Annotated in this window: 12 protein-coding genes; 3 read left to right on the top strand and 9 right to left on the bottom strand. The window is 65.4% G+C overall.

Annotated features, from left to right (window positions below; translation table 11 throughout):
• Positions 1–437 precede the first annotated feature (437 nt).
• The 3 genes from glnA to gltB all read right to left on the bottom strand — a co-directional run bounded on the left by glnA (position 438) and on the right by gltB (position 8,140).
• Complete coding sequence (gene glnA / locus RIU96_RS04860) at positions 438–1,874, bottom strand: type I glutamate--ammonia ligase (protein ID WP_259818365.1); 1,437 nt, start codon at positions 1,872–1,874, stop codon at positions 438–440.
• A 183-nt stretch (positions 1,875–2,057) separates the two neighbouring features.
• On the bottom strand, positions 2,058–3,590 hold the full coding sequence (locus RIU96_RS04865) for a glutamate synthase subunit beta (RefSeq protein ID WP_144317355.1): 1,533 nt from the start codon (positions 3,588–3,590) through the stop codon (positions 2,058–2,060).
• On the bottom strand, positions 3,590–8,140 hold the full coding sequence (gene gltB / locus RIU96_RS04870) for a glutamate synthase large subunit (RefSeq protein WP_259810228.1): 4,551 nt from the start codon (positions 8,138–8,140) through the stop codon (positions 3,590–3,592). Before gltB ends, RIU96_RS04865 begins: the two co-directional genes overlap by 1 nt.
• Before the next feature lie 388 nt (positions 8,141–8,528).
• Here gltB and RIU96_RS04875 point away from each other — a divergent pair, with 388 nt between their 5' ends.
• Positions 8,529–10,178, top strand: coding sequence for an NAD-dependent epimerase/dehydratase family protein (locus RIU96_RS04875; RefSeq protein ID WP_259810226.1), 1,650 nt, complete (start codon positions 8,529–8,531; stop codon positions 10,176–10,178).
• A gap of 73 nt (positions 10,179–10,251) precedes the next feature.
• Here RIU96_RS04875 and RIU96_RS04880 read toward each other — a convergent pair.
• The 4 genes from RIU96_RS04880 to RIU96_RS04895 form a co-directional block, all read right to left on the bottom strand.
• A protein-coding gene (locus RIU96_RS04880; protein WP_246062663.1) for an IS3 family transposase occupies positions 10,252–11,594 on the bottom strand; the annotation gives its coding sequence in 2 pieces (ribosomal slippage) (positions 10,252–11,153 and positions 11,153–11,594; 1,344 coding nt in all).
• A 111-nt stretch (positions 11,595–11,705) separates the two neighbouring features.
• A complete protein-coding gene (locus RIU96_RS04885) occupies positions 11,706–13,838 on the bottom strand; it encodes a catalase (RefSeq protein ID WP_144317353.1) in 2,133 nt (710 codons plus the stop codon).
• 79 nt (positions 13,839–13,917) lie between these two features.
• Positions 13,918–14,172 (bottom strand): DUF3253 domain-containing protein, encoded by a 255-nt coding sequence (locus RIU96_RS04890; protein ID WP_144317352.1) that lies wholly within the window; start codon positions 14,170–14,172, stop codon positions 13,918–13,920.
• Between the two features lie 5 nt (positions 14,173–14,177).
• Complete coding sequence (locus RIU96_RS04895) at positions 14,178–14,417, bottom strand: DoxX-related protein (RefSeq protein ID WP_144772397.1); 240 nt, start codon at positions 14,415–14,417, stop codon at positions 14,178–14,180.
• A gap of 597 nt (positions 14,418–15,014) precedes the next feature.
• Between RIU96_RS04895 and RIU96_RS04900 the strand changes: the two genes are divergently transcribed.
• Together RIU96_RS04900 and RIU96_RS04905 are read left to right on the top strand one after the other, a co-directional pair.
• On the top strand, positions 15,015–15,698 hold the full coding sequence (locus tag RIU96_RS04900; protein WP_311205152.1) for an alcohol dehydrogenase catalytic domain-containing protein: 684 nt from the start codon (positions 15,015–15,017) through the stop codon (positions 15,696–15,698).
• 40 nt (positions 15,699–15,738) lie between these two features.
• Positions 15,739–16,044, top strand: a complete 306-nt coding sequence (locus RIU96_RS04905; protein WP_311205153.1) for an MDR/zinc-dependent alcohol dehydrogenase-like family protein — start codon at positions 15,739–15,741, stop codon at positions 16,042–16,044.
• Positions 16,045–16,103: 59 nt separating this feature from the next.
• On the opposite strand, the gene RIU96_RS04910 is transcribed toward RIU96_RS04905, so the two are convergent.
• Both RIU96_RS04910 and RIU96_RS04915 read right to left on the bottom strand, forming a co-directional pair.
• On the bottom strand, positions 16,104–16,448 hold the full coding sequence (locus tag RIU96_RS04910) for a hypothetical protein (RefSeq protein WP_144822818.1): 345 nt from the start codon (positions 16,446–16,448) through the stop codon (positions 16,104–16,106).
• A 157-nt stretch (positions 16,449–16,605) separates the two neighbouring features.
• Positions 16,606–25,539 (bottom strand): polyketide synthase, encoded by an 8,934-nt coding sequence (locus tag RIU96_RS04915; RefSeq protein ID WP_311205154.1) that lies wholly within the window; start codon positions 25,537–25,539, stop codon positions 16,606–16,608.
• Between the last annotated feature and the right edge of the window lie 12 nt (positions 25,540–25,551).

Here is a 25,551-nt window from a genome sequence, read left to right on the forward strand (position 1 = left end):
GTCCAGCAGGTGTCAATACCGAGAGCGTCGCGTTAGCGGTTCACTCGCTCAATGTCAGCGGCTGTCTCAGCTTCGACCATCCGGATCCTTTTCCACCCCTGAGTCGTCGACATCTATTGGCCCGAGATGGCCGACCATGACGTGAGCGGACTCATGGACGAGCGTCTGAAACCGAGTTTCGGGAGAGGGCGACGCGCTGTAGGCGGACAGCCTGATAGTGCGTTGGATTCCCGAGTTAACAATCTCGAGAAACTTGCCGGAGGAGTCCTGTGCACTCTGGGCGCAGGTGAGCAGGTCAAATGCATAGTCGACGCAGGATTCATGAACTCCTCGCGACGTTCTCACACGACTCTGCCCGGTGCATCTTCGAACGCGCAAGCGCCCCGGTAGAAATCTTCGGGGCGCTTAATTGGGCGTCGACAAGCGAGGCGTGCGTTTTAACAGTCGAAGTACATCTCGAACTCGAGCGGGGTCGGGCGCAGGCGGTTCGGCGCGATCTCGTTGACGATCTTGTAGTTGATGTGGGTATCGATAAGGTCCTCAGGGAACACGTCGCCCTCGGTGAGGAAGTCGTGGTCTTGGCGCAGGGCCTCGATGACGCCTTCCAAAGAGGTCGGTGCCTGCGGGATCGTGGCGGCCTCCTCCGGCGGGAGCTCGTAGAGGTCCTTGTCCACCGGGGCGTGAGGCTCGATGCGGTTCTTGATGCCGTCGATGCCGGCCATGAGCATGGCGGCGAGGCCGAAGTACGGGTTGCCCGAGGGGTCCGGTGCACGGAACTCGATGCGCTTGGCCTTCGGGTTGGCACCGGTGATCGGGATGCGGACCGCGGCGGAGCGGTTGCGCTGGGAGTAGACCAGGTTGATCGGGGCCTCGAAGCCCGGGACCAGGCGGTGGTAGGAGTTCAGCGTCGGGTTGGTGAACGCGAGCACTGCAGGTGCGTGATGCAGCAGGCCACCGATGTAGTAGCGGGCGATGTCGGACAGCCCGCCGTAGCCGGACTCGTCGTAGAACAGCGGGTTCCCGCCCTTCCACAGGGACTGGTGGGCGTGCATGCCGGAGCCGTTGTCGCCAGCCAGGGGCTTCGGCATGAAGGTGGCAACCTTGCCGTACTGGTGGCAGGTGTTCTTGACGATGTACTTGAACGTCTGGAGGTCATCCGCGGCATGCAGGAGCGTGTCGAAGCGGTAGTTGATCTCGTTCTGGCCCCCGGAAGCAACCTCGTGGTGGAAGCGTTCCACATCGAAGCCGACCAGCTGCAGGTTCTTCACGATCGCGTCGCGTACCTCCTGGGTCTTGTCCACTGGGGTGTTAGGGAAGTAGCCGCCCTTGTTGCGAGTGGGGTTGCCCAGGTTCGGGGAGCCGTCGAGCATGTTCTCGTTGCCGCGGTTCCACCAGCCCTCGTCGGAATCGACGTGGTAGAAGGACGTGTTCGCCTCAGCGGCGTAGGACACCTTGTCGAAGATGAAGAACTCGGCCTCCATGCCGAAGGACGCGGAGTCAGCGATGCCGGTGGAGGCGAGGTACTCCTCGGCCTTCTTCGCCACGTTGCGCGGGTCGCGGGAGAACGGCTCGTAGGTGAACGGGTCGTGGACGAAGAACTTCATGTTCAACGTCGGCACGTCGCGGAACGGGTCGCGGTGCGCGGTGGTGGGGTCCGGGAGCAGGACCATGTCCGACTCGTCGATGGTGGTGAAGCCTCGGATGGAGGAGCCGTCGAACGCCATTCCGGCCTTCGCTGCCTCCTCGTCGAAGGCGGATGCGGGCAGGGTGAAATGGTGCTCTGTGCCAGGGACGTCGGTAAAGCGGATGTCGAGGAATTCGATTCCCTCATCCTTGATGTACTTGACGACGTCGTCGGTGTTAGTGAAAGCCACTTGAGTCTCCTTGCTGTTAGAGGCTGTTTCGGCTGCGGGGAGTTCGTAGCGGGCCCGCTGTTGTGCCTAGCGCTATTCTAGTAAATATCTGTCGATGTATCGACAGGAACGCGAGAAGTGAGTTGTACGTCACCCTCGACTAAGCCTTGAGAGAAAACTCAGCCGAAGGTGTACGCATTTTTCCTAGATCCCGATGGGTGCCTTGGTCGGCTCGACCGGCGCAGGCAGCGCGGTCTCGCCCATGAGGTCCGCATCGACCGCGGCTGCGGCCGCCCGGCCTTCCGCGATCGCCCACACGATCAGCGACTGGCCGCGCCCGTTGTCGCCGGCGATGTAGACCTTCGGCCCGTGCTCCACCGTACGCGCGGCGCGGTAGGAGCCGTCCCGGGTCATGCGGCCGCGATCGTCGATCACGATGCCGAGCTCGGCGTTGAGGCCGCTGGCCTGGGAGCCGGTGAAGCCCAGAGCAATGAGCACGAGATCGGCCTCGATCTCGAAGTCGGTGCCCTCGACCGGGGTCCGGCGGCCGTCGATGACGCGCACTTCGTTGCCGCCGATGGACTCGACTTTGCCGTCGGTGCCATGGAAGCTGACGGTGTTGACCGAGAAGAGGCGCTCGCCCAGGGTGTCGCCGGCGCCGCGGCGGGCGAGCCCGAGCTGCTCGATCTCAGCGGCCGACTCATCACCGGTGACGATGTACTCGCCCTCTTCGTGGGCGGTGGCGGTGCGGTACATCAGCGGGTACATCGGCCACGGGGTCGACGCGCCGCGCAGCTTCGGTGCGCGCGGACGGATGTCGAACTGCGTGACGCTGGCCGCGCCTTGGCGCAGTGCGGTACCGAAGCAGTCGGTGCCCGTGTCGCCGCCGCCGATGATGACGACGCGCTTGCCGCGCGCGTCGATGGTCGGGGCGTCGGTGTCGCCCTCGCAGAACTTGTTCGCGGCGGTGAGGTACTCCATCGCGAGGTGGATGCCCTCGAGCTCGCGGCCGTCGACGGGCAGGTCGCGGGCAACCGGGGTACCCGTGGCCAGCACGATCGCGTTGAAGCCGGCGAGGTCGGCGGCCGAGGGGGAGGTGCTCACCTTGAACTCGGTGCCCTCGGCGCGCATCTGCTCGATGCGCCGGTCGATGTGCTTTTTCTCCATCTTGTACTCGGGCACGCCGTAGCGCATCAACCCGCCGAGGCGGTCGTCGCGCTCGTAGACCGTCACGCGGTGGCCCGCCCGGGTCAGCTGCTGCGCCGCGGCGAGGCCCGCCGGGCCCGATCCAACCACGGCAACGGAGCGTCCCGTGTCAAAGCTGGCCTGGATCGGCTCGACCCAGTCATTCTCGAAGGCGACGTCGACGATCTTCTGCTCGATGTGCTTGATCGAGACCGGGTCGTCGTTGATGCCCAGCACGCAGGCACCCTCGCAGGGAGCCGGGCACAGACGGCCGGTGAAGTCCGGGAAGTTGTTGGTGGCGTGCAGCCGGTCATAGGCCTCCTGCCACCGGCCCTGGCGGACCAGGTCGTTCCACTCGGGGATGATGTTGCCGAGCGGGCACCCTTCGTGGCAGAAGGGGATGCCGCAGTCCATGCACCGGGCTGCCTGTTCCTTGTCGTGCTTCTCGCTCGTCTGCTCGTAGACCTCGCGGTAGTCCATCAGACGCAGCGGAACGGGGCGGTGCTTTGCTTCCTCGCGCGGGTAGCGCATAAATCCTTGTGGGTCGGCCATTATCTCACTGCCTCCATGATTGCCTCGGCCTCGTCGCGGCCGGTCCGGCGCGCGAGGTCAATGATGTCGAGAACTTTGCGGTAGTCGCGCGGCATGATCTTTATCATGTCCTGCGGTGCGTACGGGACCTGTGCGCCGGTGTAGCGCTCGTGGTCGGCGAAGATGCGGGTGAGGAACTCGATGTCCTCCTCATCCACACCGGAGATGTCCACCTGTCCGGGGTTGACCTTGCGGGCCAGGGTGGCCTCGTCGTCGATCGGCGCGAGGTAGGCGATGCCACCGGACATGCCGGCTCCGAAGTTGTCGCCGATCTCGCCGAGGACGACGACGCGTCCGCCGGTCATGTACTCGCAGCCGTGGTTGCCGATTCCGTGGACCACGGCCGTGGCGCCGGAGTTGCGCACGCAGAAGCGCTCGCCGGCCACGCCCGCGATGAACAGCTCGCCGGAGGTGGCGCCGAAGCCAGTGACGTTGCCGGCAATGATGTCCGGCTCGCCCAAATCCAGCTGCTGGGGGGCGTCAGCGGTCGGGCGTACGATGATGCGCCCACCGGATAGGCCCTTGCCCACGAAGTCATTGGCCTCACCGACCAGGTCCAGTGTCATTCCGTGGGGCACGAACGCGCCGAAGGAGTTGCCGGCGCAACCCGTAAAAGTCAAGGTGACGGCGTCGTCGTCAAGCCCGTTAGCACCGCTGGCGCGCGTGACGACGCCACCTGAGAGAGCCCCGACGCTGCGGTTAGTGTTGCGGATCGGGTAAGACTCCTCCACGGCACGGCCGCTACCGGCGCAGGCGGGAGCCGCGTCGGCGACGATGGTGTGGTCGAGCACGTCGTCGAGGAAGTGGTTCTGTGCGGTGGTGCACTTGCGAGCCTGGTCCGGGAAAAACTTGGAACGCGCAGTGGAGAAGATCGGGGAGAGATCGAGCTGGGCCGCACGCGGGTTATTCTCCACGAACTCGCGGTCCGTGCGCTGGCGCAGCAGGTCCGCGCGGCCGATCACCTCGTCGATCGAGCGGTAGCCGAGTTCGGCCAGGTACTCGCGGATCTCTTCGGCGATGAACATGAAGAAGTTGACCACGTGCTCCGCCCGGCCGGTGAACTTCTTGCGCAGGTCGGGGTTCTGCGTGGCGATGCCCACCGGGCAGGTGTCGAGGTGGCACACGCGCATCATGATGCAGCCCTCGACAACGAGCGGGGCGGTGGCGAAGCCGTACTCCTCGGCGCCGAGGAGTGCGGCGACCATCACGTCGCGGCCAGTCTTGAGCTGGCCATCGGCCTGGACGGTGATGCGGTCGCGCAGGCCGTTGAGCAGCAGGGTCTGCTGGGCCTCGGCAAGACCCAGCTCCCAGGGGCCGCCGGCGTGCTTGAGGCTGGTCAACGGGGAGGCGCCGGTGCCTCCGTCGTGGCCGGAGATGAGCACGACATCCGCGTGCGCCTTCGACACACCGGCCGCCACCGTGCCCACGCCCTGTTCGGCCACGAGCTTGACGTGGATGCGCGCGTCCGGGTTGACCGACTTGAGGTCGAAGATCAGCTGCGCGAGGTCCTCGATGGAGTAGATGTCGTGGTGCGGTGGCGGGGAGATCAGGCCCACGCCCGGTGTGGTGATGCGTACCTCGGCGATCCACGGGTAGACCTTGTTCGGCGGGAGCTGGCCACCCTCGCCCGGCTTGGCTCCCTGTGCCATCTTGATCTGGATGTCGGTGCAGTTGGACAGGTAGTGGCTGGTCACACCGAAGCGGCCGGAGGCAACCTGCTTGATCGCCGAGCGCTTCCAGTCGCCGTTAGGCTCGTACTCGAAACGGGCCGGGTCTTCGCCGCCCTCGCCGGAGTTGGACTTCGCACCCAGGCGGTTCATCGCAATCGCCAGAACCTCATGGGCCTCGGCCGAGATGGAGCCGTAGGACATCGCGCCGGTGGAGAAGCGCTTCACAATCTCGCTGGCCGGCTCGACCTCGTCGATCGGGATCGAGGGGCGATCGGAGACGAACTCCATCATGCCTCGCAGGGTGGCCAGGCGCTCGGACTGCTCGTCGACGGTGCGGGTGTAGTCCTTGAAGATCGCGTACTGTCCGGTCTTGGTCGCGTGCTGGAGCTTGAACACGGTCTCCGGGTTAAACAGGTGGTACTCGCCCTCGCGGCGCCACTTATACTCGCCGCCGATCTCTAGGTCGCGGTGAGCGTTTTCCTCGGGCCGCGGTAGGAATGCGTGGCGGTGGCGGGCCTCGACGTCAGCTGCGACGTCGGCAAGCCCGATGCCGCCGATGGGGGAGGGCTCGGCGCCGAAGTAGTCGTCGAGAAGCTCCTGGCTCAAGCCGGTGATGTCCGCCAGGCGCGCGCCGCGGTAGCTGGCCACGGTGGCGATGCCCATCTTCGACATCACTTTGAGTACGCCGGTGGTGGCGGCCTTGACGTAGTTCGTGCACGCCTCATCGAGCGAGAGGTCACCAAGCTGGCCGTCCATGCGCAGCTCATCGATGGTTTCGAAGGCCATGTACGGGTTGATCGCGTCGGCACCGAAGGCGATGAGCATCGCCAGGTGGTGGACCTCACGGGCGTCGCCGGATTCGATCACCAGCGAGGCGCGCGTCCGGGTGCGCTCGGCGACCATGTGCTGGTGCACCGCCGAGGTGAGCAGCAGCGACGGAATCGGCGCGAAGCGCTCATCCGACTCGCGATCGGAAATGATGATCAGGCCGATGCCGTCGTGGACTGCCTCGGAGACCTCGCGGCGCACACGGTCGATGGCCTCCTTCATCCCCTTGCCGTGGTGCGCCTTCGGGTACAGGCCCGAAATGACGCGGGAGGAGAAGTGCGGGAACTTCCCGTCGTCGTTGGCGTGCACCAGGGTGGTAAACGCGTGGTTGTCGATGATCGGGGAGTCCAGCTGGATGCGGGCGGCTGCCTCGGGCCCGGGGTTGAGCACGTCGGACTGGGGGCCGAGCAGCGTGTGCATCGAGGTCACGGGCTTCTCGCGGATGGAATCCAACGGCGGATTGGTGACCTGCGCAAAGCGCTGCGCGAAGAAGTCGAACAGCAGGCGCGGGCGCTGCGAGAGCGCCGCGATCGGGGTGTCGGAACCCATGGAGCCGAGCGCCTCGGCACCGGTCAGTGCCATCGGCTTGATCAGGACATCGACGTCTTCCTCGGTGATGCCGAACACGCGCTGGCGCAACACGGCGCGATCGTGCTTCATGTAGCTGGCGCGGGTCTGAGGGAGGTCCTTGAGCGGGGTGAAGTTCTGCTCAATCCACTCGCCATAGGGCGCCTTAGTGGCCAGCGCGTGTTTGATCTCCTCATCCGGGACGATCCGGCCAGCCTCGGTGTCCACCAGGAACATCCGGCCGGGGCGCACGCGCGTGCGCTTGACGATCTTTTCTGCCGGAATATCCACCACACCGGCCTCCGAGGCCATGATGACCAGGTCGTCGTCGGTGACCCAGATGCGGCCCGGGCGCAGCCCATTGCGGTCGAGCAGCGCGCCGATGTAGCGGGAGTCGGTGAACGCGACCGCCGCCGGGCCGTCCCAGGGCTCCATGAGGCAGGAATGGTAGGCGTAGAAGTCGCGCAGCTCGTCCGAGATCGTGGGGTTGTGCTCCCAAGCTTGCGGGATGAGCATGGCCATCGCGTGGGGCAGGCTGTATCCGCCCAGGGTGAGTAGCTCGAGGGCTTCGTCGAGACGCGCGGTGTCGGAGGCGCCGGGGGTGCAGATCGGAAGGACGCGCTCCAGCGGTCCGAGGACCTCAGAGTTGATCAGCGCCTCGCGGGCGCGCATCCAGTTTTCGTTGCCCTTGACCGTGTTGATCTCGCCGTTGTGCGCGATCAGGCGGTAGGGGTGGGCCAGCGGCCACGACGGGAAGGTGTTGGTGGAGAACCTCGAGTGGACGAGTGCCAGCGCGGATACGACGCGCTCGTCGCACAGGTCCGGGTAGAAGGTGGGCAGCTGCGAGGCGGTGAGCATGCCCTTATAGACGATGGTGCGCGAGGACAGCGACGGGAAGTAGACGGTATCGCGCCCCTCGGTCTCACCGAGCTCGCGGGTCAGGCGCTTGCGCAGGAACCACATTATGCGGTCCAGCTCAATGCCGGACTTGCCCTCCGCGGTGAAGAAGGGCTGGAGGAAGTAGGGCATGGCGTCCAGGGCCATGTTTCCGACACCCTCCGAGTTCACAGGGATGTCGCGCCAGCCGAGGAGTTGCGCGCCCTCTTCATCTGCGATGGTCTCCACCGCGCGCATCGCGTCGAGCATGGCCATGCGCGTGGTGGGCATGAAGGCGATGCCTGTTGCGTAGTGGCCGGGCTCCGGAAGCGTGAAGCCGAGGTTGGCAGTGACCTCTCGGTAGAACGCATCCGGGATGTTGATCATGATGCCGGTACCGTCGCCGGTGTTTACTTCCGCGCCGGCGGCACCTCGGTGGTCGATGTTCTCAAGGACATCGAGGCCGTGTTCTACGATTGTACGGCTGGCGCGGCCCTTCATGTCGGCCACGTAGCCGACGCCGCATGCGTCGTGCTCGTAGGCCGGGTTGTATAGGCCGACTCGGTTCAGGCTCAACGCTGGTCACCTCACTCTCGATTGTGGAGTTCTGTCAAGCTATAGAAAACACTGTCGCAGGGCTGTTGCGCAATCCATATACCTAACGGATTATAGAAAACCCTGCACATCGGGGCGGAGTGTGTTTTATGTCATAGCGGGGAGCCGGGTTGAGGTGCGCGGGCGCTGGGTTCCTCTGCCCCGGCTCGGGCAGCCGGGTGGTAGTGACAAAATCAGCACGACACAAAATGTGACCAGGGGAAAGTGACAAATTCCGCACGATGAACGCCGATTTTGTCACCGCAGCACGGAGGTCGCTAACTCAAGGGCCGCGCGCGCGGCTGATTTCGTGTTCACTGGATAGCGAAACATAAACCACCGTTTACGAATCGGAGCATTCACCATGAAGATCGCCATCACCGGCGCATCGGGCAACGTTGGTACGGCCCTGCTGCGCGCACTGCACAAAGACAATGAAGTGACGGATATAATCGGAATTTCCCGGCGTATGCCCTCATCGAAGCAGGAGCCCTACGCGGGAGTGGAGTGGCACAGCATTGATATCGGCGCGGCAGCACCCGAAAATGAGGCCGTTTCCCAATTGACCGGCGCATTCACAGGTGCCGACACCGTCATCCACCTGGCCTGGATCATCTACCCCAACCACGACCGCGAGCTGCTGCGCCGAGTCAACGTCGAAGGCACCGAGCGTGTGCTCGACGCTGCGGCAGCCGCTGGGGTGAAGCACATCGTTGTCGCCTCTTCGATCGGGGCCTATAACAGTGACGACGCCCGCGGCAGCGTGCAGGATGCGCAGGACACCCCGCCGCTGCGCGGAGAGGACTTCCCGGCGCGAGGCATTGAGGGATCGCACTACAGCGAGGACAAGGGCGCTGTCGAGGCACTTCTTGACGCCTTCGAAACCACCCACCCGGACATCACTGTCGCCAGGCTGCGCCCCGGCCTGATCTTCCAGGCCGACGCCGCTTCCGAGGTCCAGCGCTTCTTCCTTGGTTCCGCGGCACCGGTGGGAGTGATGCGGAAAGCAAAGCTGCCCGCGCTTTTGCTTCCGAAGGGCATCCGCGTCCAGGCCGTTCACGCGGACGACATCGCCCAGGCGTACCTGCTGGCGGCGAAGAAGCGGGCTACCGGCGCATTTAATATCTGCGCCGATGACATCCTCTACCCGAAGGACTTCGCGAACCTGATCGATCACGGTCGATTCGTTGAGCTGCCTCCGGCCGTCGTGCGCGCGGCGGCCACAGCTGCCCACCGCGCCGGGGCGCTTCCGGCCGATGCGGGGTGGATCGATATGGCAATGGGCGTGCCCATGATGGACAACTCCCGGGCGAAGCACGAACTCGGTTGGCAGCCGACGCGCAGCGCGAAAGACACGGTGCGCGAGCTAATCGACGCCATGATCAACGGCTCCGGCCATAATTCACCGAGCCTGTGGGCCGAGGATTCCACCGACAAGGTTCTGCCGCAGCTCGGGGTGACCGCCGGGGAGACCGCACAGATGGCGCAGGAGACCGCCTCCCCGTCGAGTGAGGTTGATCTGGAGCTTCTGGAGCACTACCTAGCCAACCACCTCACCGGCGCACGCGGGGCGGTAGAGCGCCTCGACATGATGACGATGAACTACCAGGACACACCGGTGTTTGCCCAGATCGCCCGCGTGGCCCGTGAGATCCGAGCTGACCGGGACTTCCTCGAAATTCTGACGCGCACGTTCGGTTTCAACCCCAAACCGGCGCAGGGAGCTCTTGCCTGGGCAGGGGAGCGGTTTGGCCGGTTCAAGCCGAACGGTCGGGTGGCGCAGCGCTCTCCCATGGCGCTGCTGCTGGAGGCGGAAATGATGCGCTCTGCCGTCGTGGGCAAGATCGGCGGATGGGAGGTCCTGCGTGATAATGCGGAGCACCTGGGCATCGACGCTGGGGTGTTTGAGGCGCTGATTGATGCTGCGCACGGGCAGCTCAGCCTCATCACCGAAGTCCACGAGTACGCCTCGGCCACGGCGTTCCGGGAGGACCGCGAGACCTACAAAGGCTAGTCTGACGCACCGTGCACGGAAAATGCCCCCGAGCCGAGCTGAACTAGCCCCCGAAAGTTGGACTGGTTTAATTCTAGGCGGTTAGGGGTTGAAGGGTCTGATTCCGATATTGCATCGGAGTCAGACCCTTTAGTCGTTGTTGGACGCGTTCGGTGTTGTACCACCCGATGTACTCGTCGATCGCTTGGTTGAACTCTGCGACCGTGTCGAAAACTTCACCGTGGTACATCTCGGTTTTCAAGTGTCCAAAGAAGTTCTCCATGACCGCGTTGTCGTAACAGTTGGCTTTACGCGACATCGACTGAACACCACCGTGTTCGTCAATGAGTTTGCGCCAAGTCGAGTGCTGGTACTGGAAACCTTGATCGGTGTGCATCATCCACCCGGTTTCAGGTGCACACGCTGCGATCGCCTTGGATAAAGAATCGGTGGTAAATGCTGTCGACGGCGATGTAGCCACGGTGTGAGCGACGATTGAGCGGTCGAACAAGTCCATCACCGGCGACAAATACACCTTGCGGCCTGCGATTCTGAACTCGGTGACATCGCTGACAAAGACGGTGTTTGGCTTATCCGGGGTGAATTTGCGCTCGAGCTTGTTGTCAGCGATGCGGCTGACGGTTCCGGAGTAGGAGATGTAAGGCCTGTGCTGGCGGACCTTGGCTCGAAGACCCATCTCATGCATGAGTTTGTAGACGAGTTTGTGGTTGACCACCCACCCCTGATTACGCAGGTCCAGTAGTACTCGCCGGTAGCCGTAGCGATGCTTGTTGCGTTCGAAGCTCTCCCGGATCGCGTCTTTGAGCACAGCATGCCTATCCGGCTCACCGCGTCGTTTCTGGTGGTAGAAGAACGTCGACCGCGGGATACCTGCTGCCTCTAGCAGGTACTCCAGGCGGTGGTGCGACTTGAGGATGACGATCGCCTGGACTTTCAGACGTGTCCCTGGTTCCTCAAGTCCCGCAATTTTTTTAGGTAGGCGTTTTCCGCTTCCAACCGCTCGATCTGGCGGCGCAGCTTCTCCTCTTCCGTGAGCCTCTTCGGCGCGGACGAGCCTTTGGGCCTGCCCTTCGGCTTCGGTTTTAACGCGTCATCGCCACCTTTACGCCATTTCCGGGACCAATCTTTGACGAGTTGGTCTGACGACAGGCCAAACTCGCGTGCAAGATCCATCTTTGTCTCGCCGGCAAGGTGGCGTTGGACAACTTCCTTCTTGATGTCGAACGAGTGCTGCTGCTTTGTCGGTTTCTCCACAAGACATAGCCTGCCATGCAGCTGAAACCGACGACGCAGCGTACGGACGGCGTATTTGGAGACACCAAGAGTCTTGGCAGCGGTTCCGTAGCTCATGCCTTGCTCGAAACACTCCACCAGCTGCTCACGCTGATGTTCGCTCAGCGAACTTCGTGCTCTCAATGGAAACTGCTCCTCACTAGTTGGTAACTGATTTCTCAGTCCAACTAATGGGGAGCAGTTCAAGCCGCCGGCCGGGGGCATTCCTTATTGCGCGCTGTCGCGCTGGGGTGTTTAGCGCTCCCAGACGCGGTGCGCTGCGAGCAGCTCGCCGACGGGGCCGGCGGCCTTGGCAGCGTTGTCAACCGCGGCGATACCGGGCTGCTCGGCCGGCACGCGCGCCGCGTCCAGCGCAGCCGTGCCGTTGTTGCCCACGACGACCAGCGCCTTCTTGTGGCGATCAAACTCGCCGAGCATCGTGGCTACCTCAGGCGTGGCCGGCGGGTTGATCACCACGGCAGCGTCGAACTCGATGGAGCGCGCGGTGAGGTAGGTGCGCGAGACCGGCAGCTCGGTGCCACCGACGGGCAGCGTGCCGCCCTTGTCGGAGACGATCAGCGGTGTCACGCCTGCGTCGAAGAGCTCGTTGACGAGCGTGTCCAGCCCATCGAGATCTCCCGCGGAGCTGACCAGAACGGCCACCTGACGGCCGTCGATAGGCCATGTTTTGCCCAGCTGGGACAGCGCCGGCGACGGCTCGACCTTGGCCACCTCGGCCTTGGCAGGGTGCGGCAGGCCGAGGTTGTCGGCGACGGCCTCGGCGAGGTCCTGATCTACCTGCGCGAGCACGTCGAGGTAACGCAGCTTGATGGCTTCCTCGTAGCACTTGCCCAGCTCAAAGGAGAATGCTTCGGTCAGGTGTTGCTTTTCCACGTCAGTCAGGGACATGTAGAACATCCGCGGCTGCGTAAAGTGGTCCTCGAAGGAGGCCGGGTTCTCGCGCGTGATGGCTCCTTCGACGGGCTGGGGGACGTCAATGAACGCGCCCTGGGCGACACTCGCCTCCGTCGGGTTGCCGGCGTCGAGCGTGTTGGGTTTGTACGGGGCGATGCCGGTGTGGGCGCCCTGTTGGTACATGCCGTCGCGCAGCATGTCATTCACCGGGGCGTGGGGGCGGTTGATCGGCAGCTGGCCGAAGTTCGGCCCGCCGAGGCGGCTGATCTGCGTGTCCAGATAGGAGAACAGGCGGCCCTGCAGCAGCGGATCATTGGTCACGTCGATGCCCGGTACGAGGTGGCCCGGGTGGAAGGCGACCTGTTCGGTCTCTTCGAAGTAGTTGCCTGGGTTCTTGTTCAGCGTCACGGTGCCGATGATCTCGACGGGGGCGAGCTCCTCGGGGACAATCTTCGTCGGGTCGAGCAGGTCAATGCCCTGAAACATCTGGTCCGGGGTGTCCGGGAAGATCTGCACGCCCATGTCCCACTCGGGGAACGCGCCGGCCTCAATGGCATCGGCGAGGTCGCGGCGGTGGAAGTCGGGGTCCACACCCGCGGCGATCTGCGCCTCCTCCCACACCTGGGAGTGCACGCCGAGGCGCGGCTTGAAGTGGAACTTCACCAGCGTGGTCTCGCCGGCTTCGTTAATGAAGCGGAAGGTGTGGATGCCGAACGCCTCCATCATGCGGTAGGAGCGCGGGATGCCGCGGTCCGACATGTTCCAGAAGGTGTGGTGTGTCGCTTCGGTGTGCTGGCCGACAAAATCCCAGAAGGTGTCGTGCGCGCTCTGCGCCTGCGGGATCTCGCGGTCCGGGTGCGGCTTGGCGGCATGGATGACGTCAGGGAACTTGATGGCGTCCTGGATGAAGAACACCGGGATGTTATTGCCCACCAAGTCCCACGTGCCTTCGTCGGTGTAGAACTTAATGGCCGTGCCGCGGGTGTCGCGCACACTATCGGCGGAGCCGCGCGAGCCCAGCACGGTGGAGAAGCGCCAGAAAACCGGGGTTTCCTTGCCCTCGGCGAACAGGCCTGCCTTGGAGATTTTCGAGGCCTTGCCGTTAGATCGGAAAACACCGTGCGCAGCGGCGCCGCGGGCGTGGACGACGCGCTCGGGGATGCGCTCGTGGTCGAAGTGGGTGATCTTCTCGCGGAAGTGGTGATCCTGCATAAGCAGCGGACCGCGTGTACCTGCGCGCAGCGAGTGGCTGGTCTCACCCAAGCGAGTTCCCTGCGCGGTGGTAAGGAATTCGCCCTGCTGAGCCCGGGGGTCGGGCTCGCCCGCGCCGAAGTGGAACGGGCAACCGGTCGGGGAGTAGGGGGCGGGCGGCTGTTGGTCAGCCTTCGGGGTGGGCGGGGTCGTCGGTTCGGTCGGTTCGGAGCCAGTGGGGGTGTGATTTCCCGGTGCGCCGGGAATCGTGTTGTCAGCCATTATGGTGTACCTATTCCTCGGAGTTTATGGGTCCCGCCCGAGGGTAGGCACACCGATAGACATCTACCCCCGCACGGGGTTACCAGCCCGGGCCACGCCGCAAACGGATCGGCCCCTTCGCACCTTCCGCGTCCACGACCGCGTCGCCTTGCGTGGCTACGATTGTGCCCTCCCGTGCCATCTGAGCTGCGGTTTCACGCACAAAGGGCATAAGCTCACGCCACGTGTCGCCACCGAGCTTGCGGGCCACCTCCGAGGGGCAGATTGAGGACTCCGGGGCGCGCACGGCAAGCTTATCGACGACCCCCTGACGCACCTGATTTGCCGACACCATCAGCCCTAACCCTTGCGGCCCTTGTAGATGCCCCACGCCGCGCGGATCATAGGAACCTGCAGCGGGACCCGGGCGATGGTGATGAACTGGAGGTACCACGGTTTGCGCCGCCACAGCCACGCCATGTACATGTTCGCCGGCCAAACCGCAGTCAGGAGAGTCATGTACGACCTGGTTGCCTCATCGGCATCCTGGATCCTGGTCAGCAGGTCTGCGAGGTGTGCGTCGAAGGAATCAAGGCTCATGGCGCAGAAGGTAGCCCCGCACCGCGACACCACACCGGGAACGTTCGAACGATTGTATGGGGCGGGGCGCGTGCCGACGCCACGTCGAGCGCAAAGTCATACGCCCAAAAACAGATAGTTCGCCGTACCAATGTGGTGCGACCAATCTCGTGGGCGATCTATACGCCTTTGGGTATCCGGTTTTAGGCATTCCGTTTCTGTGCCGGGTGGAACCCCATGGTTTCGCTACGGAGTCCTAACCGCGTCCTATCGCTTGGATACCGCTTGAGAGGCGAGATCGGATATGCCTGTGCTCTGCGGAGATGAGAGATGAGCTTTTTGTGGGTCAGCCGTGTAATCGGCAAGCATGAGACGTTAGGCGGCGGAAACGATTTCTTACCTGCTCTCTGCGGTAGGGCCCGAAGAGGATTCTGGGTGAGCGTAGAAGTTCTCTGCTGCCGGCATTAAAAGGGTGCAATTAATGCATCTCCAGGAGCCCCCGCTTCCCGTATGTAGTTCACTCGCTTTTGTTATACTCAGTGCGGTAAGCAGTCGGGATGTGGTGCGCCCCGCGTGCGGTGGATCTGATACCGACTCTATTCTAGAAAGGTTCCTGTGATGCCTGACACCATGAAAGCCGCTCGGATGCATATCGACGGGGACGTTCGAGAACTCCGGGTTGATGAAATTGCTATTCCTGAGCCGGGGCCCGGCGAGGTTCTGGTCAAGGTTAAGGCCGCCGGAGTATGCCTTTCGGATGTGCACCTGCTCGACGGTTCTCTCACTCCGCCCCACCTGGAGGGCAATGTGGTCACTCTCGGTCATGAAACGGCTGGGATGGTAGCGGCCCTTGGTGAGGGCGTGACCTCTTTTAAAGAAGGGGACCGGGTAGTGCTGCGAAGTGGATACCGTTCCGCTGATGGCAAGACCTATGGCTATGGCATCGATTTTGATGGTGGTTGGGCGGAATACATCGTCGCAAAAGCAAGCGTGGCTATTGAGCTGCCGGATTCGGTTCCTTTCGATGTAGCGGCGATTGTCCCCGATGCGATTTCAACCCCTTGGTCCGCCATCGAATACACGGCTCAGGTCAGTGCGGGTAAGGCCGTGGGAGTCTGGGGGGTCGGTGGACTTGGTGCTCACGCAATTAAGCTGCTTATTTCAAAAGGGGCAAAACCTATCCTCGCTATTGATCCTTCCGAAGCCGCGCGCAAGAGGGCTGAAGAATATGGTGTGGATCTTGCAATCGATAGCTCGGTCGAAAATTTCGTAGAGATCGTCTCCGAAGCGACGGGGGGGTAATTTCTTAGATTTTGCTTTCGATTTCGCCGGAGTTCCGCCCGTGCGGAAGCAAGCGTTGGAGGTTCTTGGCACCGGTGGTGCGCTAGTTTTGGCAGGTATTTCTGGCAAGGAGGTGGTGATCCCTAATGACTTGGAATTTCAAATGAAAAAGCAGTCAGTGTTGGGTCACTATGGGTCTCAGCCGGGGAGCGTGTCAGACATCATTGAAATGCTTAAAAATGGTGTTGTCAATTTCGATGACTCGGTGACAGAGACGCTGCCATTGACTGAGGCGCAGACAGCTGTGGAGCACCTGGAGAAAAAGGTGGGCAACCCGATCCGAATCGTGCTGCATCCCGAGGATTAGCCGTGCTTCCCTGCGGCGTTGATCAGGGCTTGTGAGTCGGTGATGGGGAGGGGTCCTTATTAGCCGATCCACACGAGGGGACTTCTGAAGGTCCACTCTCCGTGGAGCTTTGACCCCTGCCCTGCAGGTTTAAAGACGTGATACCCGACGGTGATCCGCGGGGTAGAAGGCAGCTCGCGCCACTCGGTTTTAAGTAGTCGTGGCCGATCGAGCACACTGCGCTGGCCTTCGTTGCTGCTGTCGGGAGCATAAGACGATTGCTCCTCGGCGAGCGCGCTCTCTCTCCAAAAAGAATCGTGCGAGATCTCTTCGATGTCGACATCGCCTAGTTCGGTCTCGTGCGCTTCCGCACCGCTATTGAAGATCACCCCCCCCGGGCGTCCCATGCCCGGGGCGCTCAACATGCGATAGAGAGTTCGACATCAATACTGTGGTGGCAAGCCCGCGCTGCGCCGCGCGCTACCCCGACAACGGGTGCGGCGGCAGCACGGCGACGCAATCGAATGACCCTCCCTCACGCGTACAGGTTGCCCGGCTTACAGAATTCCCACGTCAGGACGCCTAACGCCGCGGGTACATGCCGTCTGCCCCAAGTCGCGCGCCAGGGTCGAGCAGCAGAGCAATTTCGCCGTCGTGATCGTTACCGGGGACAAAACGACGATTCTCCACCTGGGTAAACAGAGCCCGGCGGCCCACCATGCCCGCCTCGAGGTGCCCGGCACCGGCGCGCAGTCGGGCGGTGGCGCGGTCGCGCCACTCGGAAACCGAGGCACCGGAGGCCGACAGCGCCGCCTCGAACACGCCCGGGTGGGCGAGTACCACGAGCGCGCCGACGTGGCCGAAGCCGAGCGAGGTCAGCGCCGCGGCCTTCACCGCACCCGCCCCGAGCGACAAGGGGGAGCGCAACCACACCAGGTTGCGCGCCTTCTCGCCGACCAGGGGATCGACGCAGTCAAGTGATGCGTTGGCGGGGATGCGGCCAGTGGCCAACACGTCGATCAGCCCGCCAATTTGGAACAGCGCCGCGCCCGCCTTCGCGTGGCCCGTGAGCGTCTTCTGGGAGATCACGTACATCGGCGTGCGCTCGTCGCGGCCGATCGCAGGCCACAGCAGCGAGTGCAGCTCCGACTCGTTCGGGTCGTTGGCGTTGGTGGAGGTGTCGTGCTTGGACAGCACTGTGACGTCGTCAGGCGCAAGCCCGAGCGCGGACAGCGAGCGTGCCAAGCGCGATGACTCTCCGCCGCGCGCGGCGGCCAGCACACCCAGGCCAGGGGCCGGGATGGAGGTGTGCGCGCCGTCGCCGAAAGAGGTGGCGTAGGCGATCACCGCGTAGACCGGCAGGCCGAGCTCGGCGGCCAGCGAGGCGCGGGCCACGAGCACCGTGCCGCCGCCCTCGGCCTCGAGGAACCCACCGCGCCGGCGGTCGTTGGCCCGGGAGATGAACCGGTCGGAGATGCCCTTAGCGCGCATCGCCGCGGTTTCCGCGGTGGCGTTCATGTCGCCAAAGCCCTGCAAGGATTCGACCTGGACATCGTCGATGCCACCGGCGACGACAAAGTCGGCCTTGCCTACCGCGATCTTGTCCACGGCCTCCTCGACGGAGACCGCCGCGGTAGCGCACGCACCGACAGGGTGGATCATCGAACCGTAACCGCCCACCAGAGACTGCATGGTGTGCGCAGCGACGACGTTCGGCAGTGCCTCCTGCAGGATGTCGGATTGGCGCTCATGTCCCAGCAGGCGGGAGACGAACACCTTGTGCAGCGACTCCATGCCGCCGATGCCGGTGCCCTGGGTCGAGGCGACGTCCGCCGGGTGGACGGCCTGCATCAGCTCAGCTGGGGTAAAGCCGGCGGAGACGAACGCGTCGACGGCGGTGACTAAGTTCCACACCGCAATGCGGTCCATGTTGTCAACCATTTGCGCCGGAATACCCCAGGCTGCCGGGTCGAAGTCGTCCGGCATCTGCCCGGCCACGGTGCGGGTCAAGGTCGCCTTGCGCGGCAGCGCTGCCTTCGCCCCGGCGAGGCGGGTCACGCTCCACTCACCGTCGACGTTGCGCACCACCGTCTTGGCGGGGTCGGCCTCTTCGTAGGAGCGCGCCTCCTCTTCGTTGGCCACGGTGAACGTGACGTCGCGGTCGAGGAAGACCTCGGTGAGGTCGATCGAGCCGCGGTCGGTGAGGAAGTACTTGTCGCTTAGCTCGCGCACGCCGGCCCGCGCCACGACTTCATCGCGGAAGCGCTCGTAGATGTCCTCCTCAGCGATCGCCGTGCCCTCGGCGTCGAACCAGCCCGGGTTGGGATCCTCGGCCCAGCGCACCAGGCCGGTCATCCACGCGAGCTCGAGCACGCCGGCGGCGGTGAGGTCGACGTCGCCGTCGCGGCGGATGGCGTATTCGGCTTCGCGGCGGGTGCGGCCCGAGCCCCACGAGGAGACCTCGCCGACGCCGCAGATCACGATCATCTCATCCAGCGGGCAGGTAACCTCGCCCACCTCAACCCCGGCGGGCTGGGAGGGGTTGGCCAGGTTCGGCAGGGCCTTAATCGCCTTGCTTATCGACGCCTCCCCCGACGCCTCCCCTTCAGCAGCCGGCGCGGCGCTGGTGCGGGCAAGCTCGGCGATCGAGACGTCCATGTCGTCGAGCCCGCCGGTGAGATCGAGGTCGAGCGGCGCTTCCGTGGCCTTCGCGCGGGCCTCGCGGGTGGCAAGCCCGAGCAGCTCAACGGCAATGTCCTCCGGGGTCCACACGTGCACGCCCGCGGCCTGGGCCGCTGGGACGAGTGCGTCATTGCTGCCCATCAGGTGGGTGCCTGCGACCCAGCCGATGCGCGCCTGGGCCAGGGTCACTCCCTCGGGCCAACCGGTCTCGGCCGACCACTTGTTCACCACCGCGTCAAGCGCCGCCTTGACCTCGCCGTAGGCGCCGTCGCCGCCGAAGGTGCCGCGGTTTGGCGAGCCCGGCAGCACGACGTGGGTGCGTCGTGGTGCGTCGGAGTTCTGGGCGAGCTCGGCAAGGCCCGCGATCGTGCGCTCGACCGACCACAGCAGCAGACGGGCCTGGGTCTCGGCGTTGCCGCCGACCTCCGCCAGGGATCCGGACACGCTCGGCGCGGCGAATGGGAAGGCCAGGGTGGGGATCAGCCGGGGCTTGTTCACGCGCACGTCCTTGCCCACGGTCTCCTTCTGCTCCTCGCCGAGCCAGGCGATGAGCGCGTCGATGTCGCGGTAGCTCGACAAGTTGGCGGGCACGAGCCACAGCGCAGCACCCGCGACGGCGTTGTCGCGGTAGAGGGTGCGCGCGAACTCCTTGCGTGCCTGGCTCACGTTCGAGGCAGTCATGACCACGGTGGCGCCCCCAGCGAGCAGGCGCTCGACAAGAGCAGTCGCGATGGAACCGGGCGCGGCACCCGTAACCAGGGCAATCTCGCCGGAAAACTCGCCGCTAAAGTCCTCGGCGGCGGCCTGCGCGATCTCCGCCAGCGGGCCGGAGTAGCCGTTATCCGCGTACCACTGTGCCTGCTCCGCCACAGTCTGCCCGGTGCCGCGGAAGCGCTCCACCGCAATGTCCGCCTCGCCCAGGGCCACGCGGGCGAGGTCCTCGCGCGCTTGGGCCCAGCGGTCGTCGAAAAACACGGCCTTGCGCGCGTCGAAGCGGGGGGTGACCTGCGAGACCCAGCCGGCGCCCAGCTCGGCCTCGACGGTTTCGAGGACGGTGGTGTCGGGTGCTTCGATTTCGGCGTGCTCGTCTCCGACGCCGAGCTTGGCCAGCAGCGTGCGCGCGGTGGTCACCAGCGTGTCGGTCACCTCGTCGCGGTAGGCCTCGAGGGCTGCGGAGTCGACCACTGCGCCGCCGGAGGCGCCACCTGCCTTTGCCGGGCTGACGTTGATGCCGTGGCGGGCGGCGACGTTGGCCACGGCGGCGTCGATAAGCGCGTTCACCTCGGACTTCGAAGACGCGCCGGGCAGAGTGCCGAGGGCGCCGCCGCGCACCGACTCCTCCTGGCGGGTGCCCAGCAGGATTTCCGCCTCGACGTGGGGAACCCAGGACGCGGGCAGCGCCCAGGTGCCGGTGACGTGGTCGCCGACGTGTGCGGGTTTAAGCCCTGCCACACCGAGAACTTGGCGCAGGCGCGCGCCGATTGCCTCGGAGAGCACGGAGCCGAAGGGGGCGTAACCGGGCGCGGCGGTTCTCACGCGCTCGCGCAGCGTGGTCACGTCCGCCTCGGCGGCGCCGTCGATGGCGGGCACCCCAAGCTCGGCGGACATGTCCATGAGCAGCTGGTTGCGTCGCGACGACACCCCGCCCGTGAGCTCCTCGATGGTGTCGGAGCCGGTGATCTGCTCCACGCGGATCTTATTCTGGAACGCGAAGAGCACGTCGATGGCGTCAGCGGCGCTAAACGGGAGGTCGGTGATGGGCGAGCCGCCGGCCGCAGCGGGAGCGGGAGTGGAAGACGGGGAGGGCGCGGCTGCCGCAGGCTCGGGAGCGGTGGCGGGCTCAACCTCCTCCGCCTGCCCAGGCTGCTCCGGCTGATTCGCCTCCTCCGGTTCGGGCGCGGCGATGGAGTCCGCTAGCATGACGGTGTCCTGGCTCGCCTCGACGTTGAGCACCGGGATGTGGCGGCCGATCACGTCCATCTCGCGCTTGGCCAGGTTGGTCAGCGTCGGCGAGGCAGCGAGGCCGACCTCGATGAGCTGATCGACGCGCCCGATGAGCAGGTCCTGCGTTTCAATCCAGCGCACCGGCGAGGCGAACTGCCAGGCCAGAAGCTCGATGAGGAGGATGCGGGCGAGCTCGCCTGCGGGAGTGTTGTCCACCGTGACTCCGGCGAGGCGCTCTGAAGGGACCTCGGCGGTGACGGCGTCGATGAAGTCCTGGGACAGCTCGAAGGGCCGGGCGACCAGGTTGGGCACGTAGCGGTGCTCGAGGGTGGCCACGTCGATCTCGGCGGGCAGCAGCTCATCGAGCTTCTGGGCGAAGGCCGGCACGCCGTCGCGCAGCACGCGGGAGTGGAAGGGCACGTCGATGCCCGGCACGGTGACGAACGCGCGCTCGCGCACACCGTTGGCGGCCTGGGCCAGGGCGGCGAGGCCGCGCTTGGTTCCGGCCACAGAGTACTGCTGGCCGGAGATGTTGTAGTTGACAATCTCCAAAAACTCCCCGGCGGCATGTGCCACCGAGGCGACGTAATCGACGACGTCACCCGGTGCCACACCGATCATGTTCGGGCGCAGCGCACCCATGCCGTAGTCGGAGTTGCCCTCGGCATCGCGCGGCACGAGCGAACCCATCGCGGAGCCGCGCGAGTAGACGATGTCGATCACGGCCTCGAGGTCGAAAATCCCGCCGAGTGACGCAAGCGCCGTGTACTCGCCCAGCGAGTGCCCGGCGAACATCGCGCCGGTGGCTAGCGCGTTCGCGTCGCGCAGCCGCTCGGTCTGCGCGTACGCCACCACGGCCAGGGCCACCTGGGTGAACTGGGTCAGGTGCAGCACGCCATTCGGGTGCTTGAACACCTCGCCGCGCACCGTGATCTCGGTCGGGTTCTCATCCACGATGCGCTGGATGGAAAAGCCCAGGTTGGTCCTGGTGTGACGGTCGGCGCGGCGCCATATCTCGCGCGCGGCGGGGCTGGCCTGGCGATCTCCCGCACCCATGCCCTCGGCCTGCACGCCCTGGCCCGGGTAGACGTAGGCGGTGCGCGGCTGCGCCAGAAGCGCCTGGCCGCGTGAGACCACCTCGCCGCCGATGCGGCAGGTCACCTCGAGCGCCGGGCGGATGCCCACGCGCCCGACGCGCTCGACGGTGATCTCGATGACGTCATCGAGCTGCACCATGCCGTACATGTTGTACGTCCAGCCGGTCACCTCGCCGTGGCGCCCGGCGACGTGCTGGGCGGTGGCGGAGAGCCACATCCCGTGCACCAGCGGCGCGCTCAGTCCGACGAGCCCAGAGGCGTTGTAGGAGGTGTGGATCGGGTTGTAGTCGCCGCTCACCAGCGCGAACGGGGTCATGTCGTGCGGGGCTGTGACCACGGCGCGGTCCACAAACGAGCGCGGGGTGGCCTCCACAGCATCCGCGTCGGCGCCGCCGCCGAACTGCGGGGCGGGCACGGGAGGGGTGGCCACGGTCGCGCGGCCGCGGATGGCGAAGCGGTGCATCTGGGTGGCCACGACCTCGCCGCCGGAGGAGAGCTCGAGTTCGACGGTGACGATGCGCCCGGCGGAGGACTCCTCAATCGAGCTACAGTGCGAGGCCACGTCGATGGTGCGGCCGTTCGCAAGCTCGCGCAGCGGCACACGCAGGTCGATGAGGTGGTCGAGGTGCACGGCGTTGAGCAGGCCCTCGATGACGGGGAAGCCGTCGGGCAGCATGCCGGAACCAAGCGCGGTGTAGATCGCCGGCCAGCACGGCCCAACGAGCACGTCCGGGGTGCCCGCCACGACGTCCTCGCCGAGCGCGGCGCCAGTCACCGCGGTGTGCGCGGCGAGCAGGGAAGCGGGGAAGGTGAACGAGGCGTGGGCGATGCCGTCGACAAGCGAGGGCATATCGGCAATGTCGTCGCCGGTCTCGGAGGTCGAGCCCACGCCCGCCAGGCCGGCGAGCAGGTCGTAGACGGACTTCGGCAGACGCTCGTCGGACACGACCGGGGACGCGCCGGTGGCGACACCCGCGGGCAGGTCGATCGGGATGGTCACGTCACGCACGTAGAAGGGGCGCTGGTCCTCAGGCAGGTTGTCCCAGTAGGAGTCGGTGACGATGCGGATCACCCAGCCGTCGGCCTCCTCGACGATCTCGAAAGCATCCGAATCCATCGTGTAGGCGGGGTTGTCCATCAGGTGGCCGTGCCAGACCAGTGTCGGGGCGGCCTTGAGGTACTCCTCGACACTGGTGGCGTCGGCGAGGCGGGAGAAGCGCTCGGTGGCGGTGACGCCGGCGTCGAGAAGCGAGTGCGTCGTGGCGGCCTCGAAGCGGCCGAGGAGCTCGGCGACGGGCTCGTTCTTCTTGGTGATTCCCGCGACCGCGACGGGGCCGGGGATGATGCGGACCTGGTCGGCAGTGTAGCGGGGGTCCTGGGCCTGCCACAGCGTGTCCTTGCCAAACCAGACCTTCAAGTCCCCGTCGATCGCGGGCACCCACGGCATCGGCTTCGGGTAGGCGTAGTGCAGCGCTAACCACCACGCGGCATCGCGCGGGGAGACCTTGACCTCGTGCGCGACAGGGTAGGCAGCCAGCAGCTTATCGACGCCCTCACGCGCGTCCACCCCCAGCTCAAACAGCGACTCGATCTCGCCGTGGTCGCTGGGGTTCAGGCGCGCCTCGACGCGCTGCAGCACCGCGAGGAAGCGCTTGTCCCACGAGGAATCCGTGAACGGGTAGGCGAGCTCGACGAACCGGTTGACCCACTCCGCGTAGGTCATGGTTTCAATGTCGCCGAAGAACGGCTTCGAGGTCTTCGACAGGGCCTCGATGATCTCGTCGCGGCGCTCGTCGTACTCCTCGATGGACAGGCTCGTGATCAGCCGCGACGCGCGCGCGAACGAGTTGTCGAGGTCGTGGATGTCGGCGAGCAAGTGGCTTTGCGACGACGCCACGCCGTTGCGCCCGGTGCCGCGCGAAACCCAGCCGCCGTTCTCATCCGGGGTAAGTCCCTTGGTGTTGACCAGCAGGTCCTTGACGGAGTCGGTGGCCTTGGCCTCCTTGGTGGCCATGGCGACGGTTCCAATAAACACAGCGTCGACCGGCATGAGAGGCAGGTCCCAGCGCGTCGCCCAGTCACCGGTGATGAGTTCGGAGGCGCGCTCGGGGGAGTAGACGCCTCCGCCGACGGTGAGATAGGCGTTGTCGTGCTCACGCACCTCGCCGTAGGTCTCGATGAGAATGTCGTCAAGGTCCACCCAGGAGTGGTGTCCTCCGGCGTGGCCGTCTTCGACCATGAGGATGACGGGCACGTCGGGGTTGGCTTCGGCGATCTTCAACACCGCGCGGACCTGTGCGGTCGTACCCGGTTTGAAGGCGATGTAGGGGAAGCCGTCGGCACGCAACTGAGCAAGAAGGTCTGTGGCCTCCTCGACCTCGGGGATGCCGGCCGAGATGCAGACCCCGTTGAACGGTGCGCCCGCGGCGCGGGCTTTGGGGACCATGCGGGTCTGACCGAACTGCAGGTTCCACAGGAAACGGTCGAAGAACATGGTGTTGAACTGGGCGGTGCGCCCCGGCTCCAGGTGCTCGACCAAGGTGTTCTTGTGCTGCGTGAACACGTCTTCGGAGTACATGCCGCCGCCGGCAAGCTCCGTCCAATATCCGGCGTTGGCGGCCGCGGCGACGATCTCGCCGTCCGCGGACGTCGGGGTCATGCCTCCGAGGATGATCGGGGAAAGGCCGGTCAGCGTGGAAAAGCGTGTCTGCGTGTACGTCTCGCCGTCGGGGAGGCGCACCAGGCGGGGCGCGAAGCGGGAGTAGTCGGCGGCCTCCGGCACGGGCGCGCCCGGGCGGGCTAGGTTGTCGCGCGCGGTCGCGCTGTCCGCGGTGATCACGGGCACGCCCGCCCCGGCGACGAGCTTGGTGGTGATGCTCGCCACGGCCGGGTCGAGCGCGACGATGTGGCTTACGCCCTGCTCAAGCAGGCCGCGCACCAGCGCGGGATAGTCGTGGGGGTCGTGCAGGATGGCCTGGGCCAAGTCGCGCGGGGTGGTCTCGCCGAGATCGATCCCGCAGGCCTGCGCCCACTTGACGGCCAGCTCGACGGCGTCCTCGTTGCCCTCGTTATGGAAGGGGTAGGCGACGGGAAGGAAATCGTAGACCGGGTTCATCTCCGAGCCGCCGAACTCGGCGGCCTCCAGCCTCGCGTTGAACTCGGCCGCGGCGGCGTTGATCGCTGATACAGCAGCCTCCAGCTCGGCGGGCTCGCCCGAAAACACGACGTGGCGGGGGCCGTTGGCGACGGCGGGCTGGGTACCCAGGAAGCGGTCCAGGTCACCACGGTGGATGCCGCGCACGGACAGCATGCGGGAGCGGGCATCGCGCCCGCTGGAGGTGGCGGATGCGGCCGCGCCGAGGATGAACGCGAATGCGAGCGCGTGCTCGGGGTGCGACGCGGCGGCCACGCCGAGGCTGCCCTGGGAGTGCCCGGCGAGGGCGGCGGAGTCGATGTCGAGCCCCAGCCCGCGCAGCTGGTCCGTGGCCGCGATCTGGGCAAGCACGATGCCGGGCACGGACATGGCGGGGAGGCGGTCAACGTCGTTGGCCGCGGTGGCCTGGTCGGGGTCCATGATCGCGCGCAGACGCTCAACGATGCCCGGAACGCTCGAGGCCAGGGGACGGGCGATTGGTCCGGTTACGCTGCGGGCAGCATCAAGAAGCGAGTTCAGGCGCGCGTGGGTCATGGGGGTCGCGGCGGCGTCGGCCAGCGCAAGCTGCCAGTTGGTACCCTGGCCTTGGAAGATTACGGCGGGCGAGGTCATGCTGGTCAACGGGGTGAGGTTCTTCATTGCTGTGAAAGT

Source organism: Corynebacterium sp. Z-1, from assembly GCF_031844665.1.
Taxonomy (GTDB): Bacteria; Actinomycetota; Actinomycetes; order Mycobacteriales; family Mycobacteriaceae; genus Corynebacterium; species Corynebacterium sanguinis.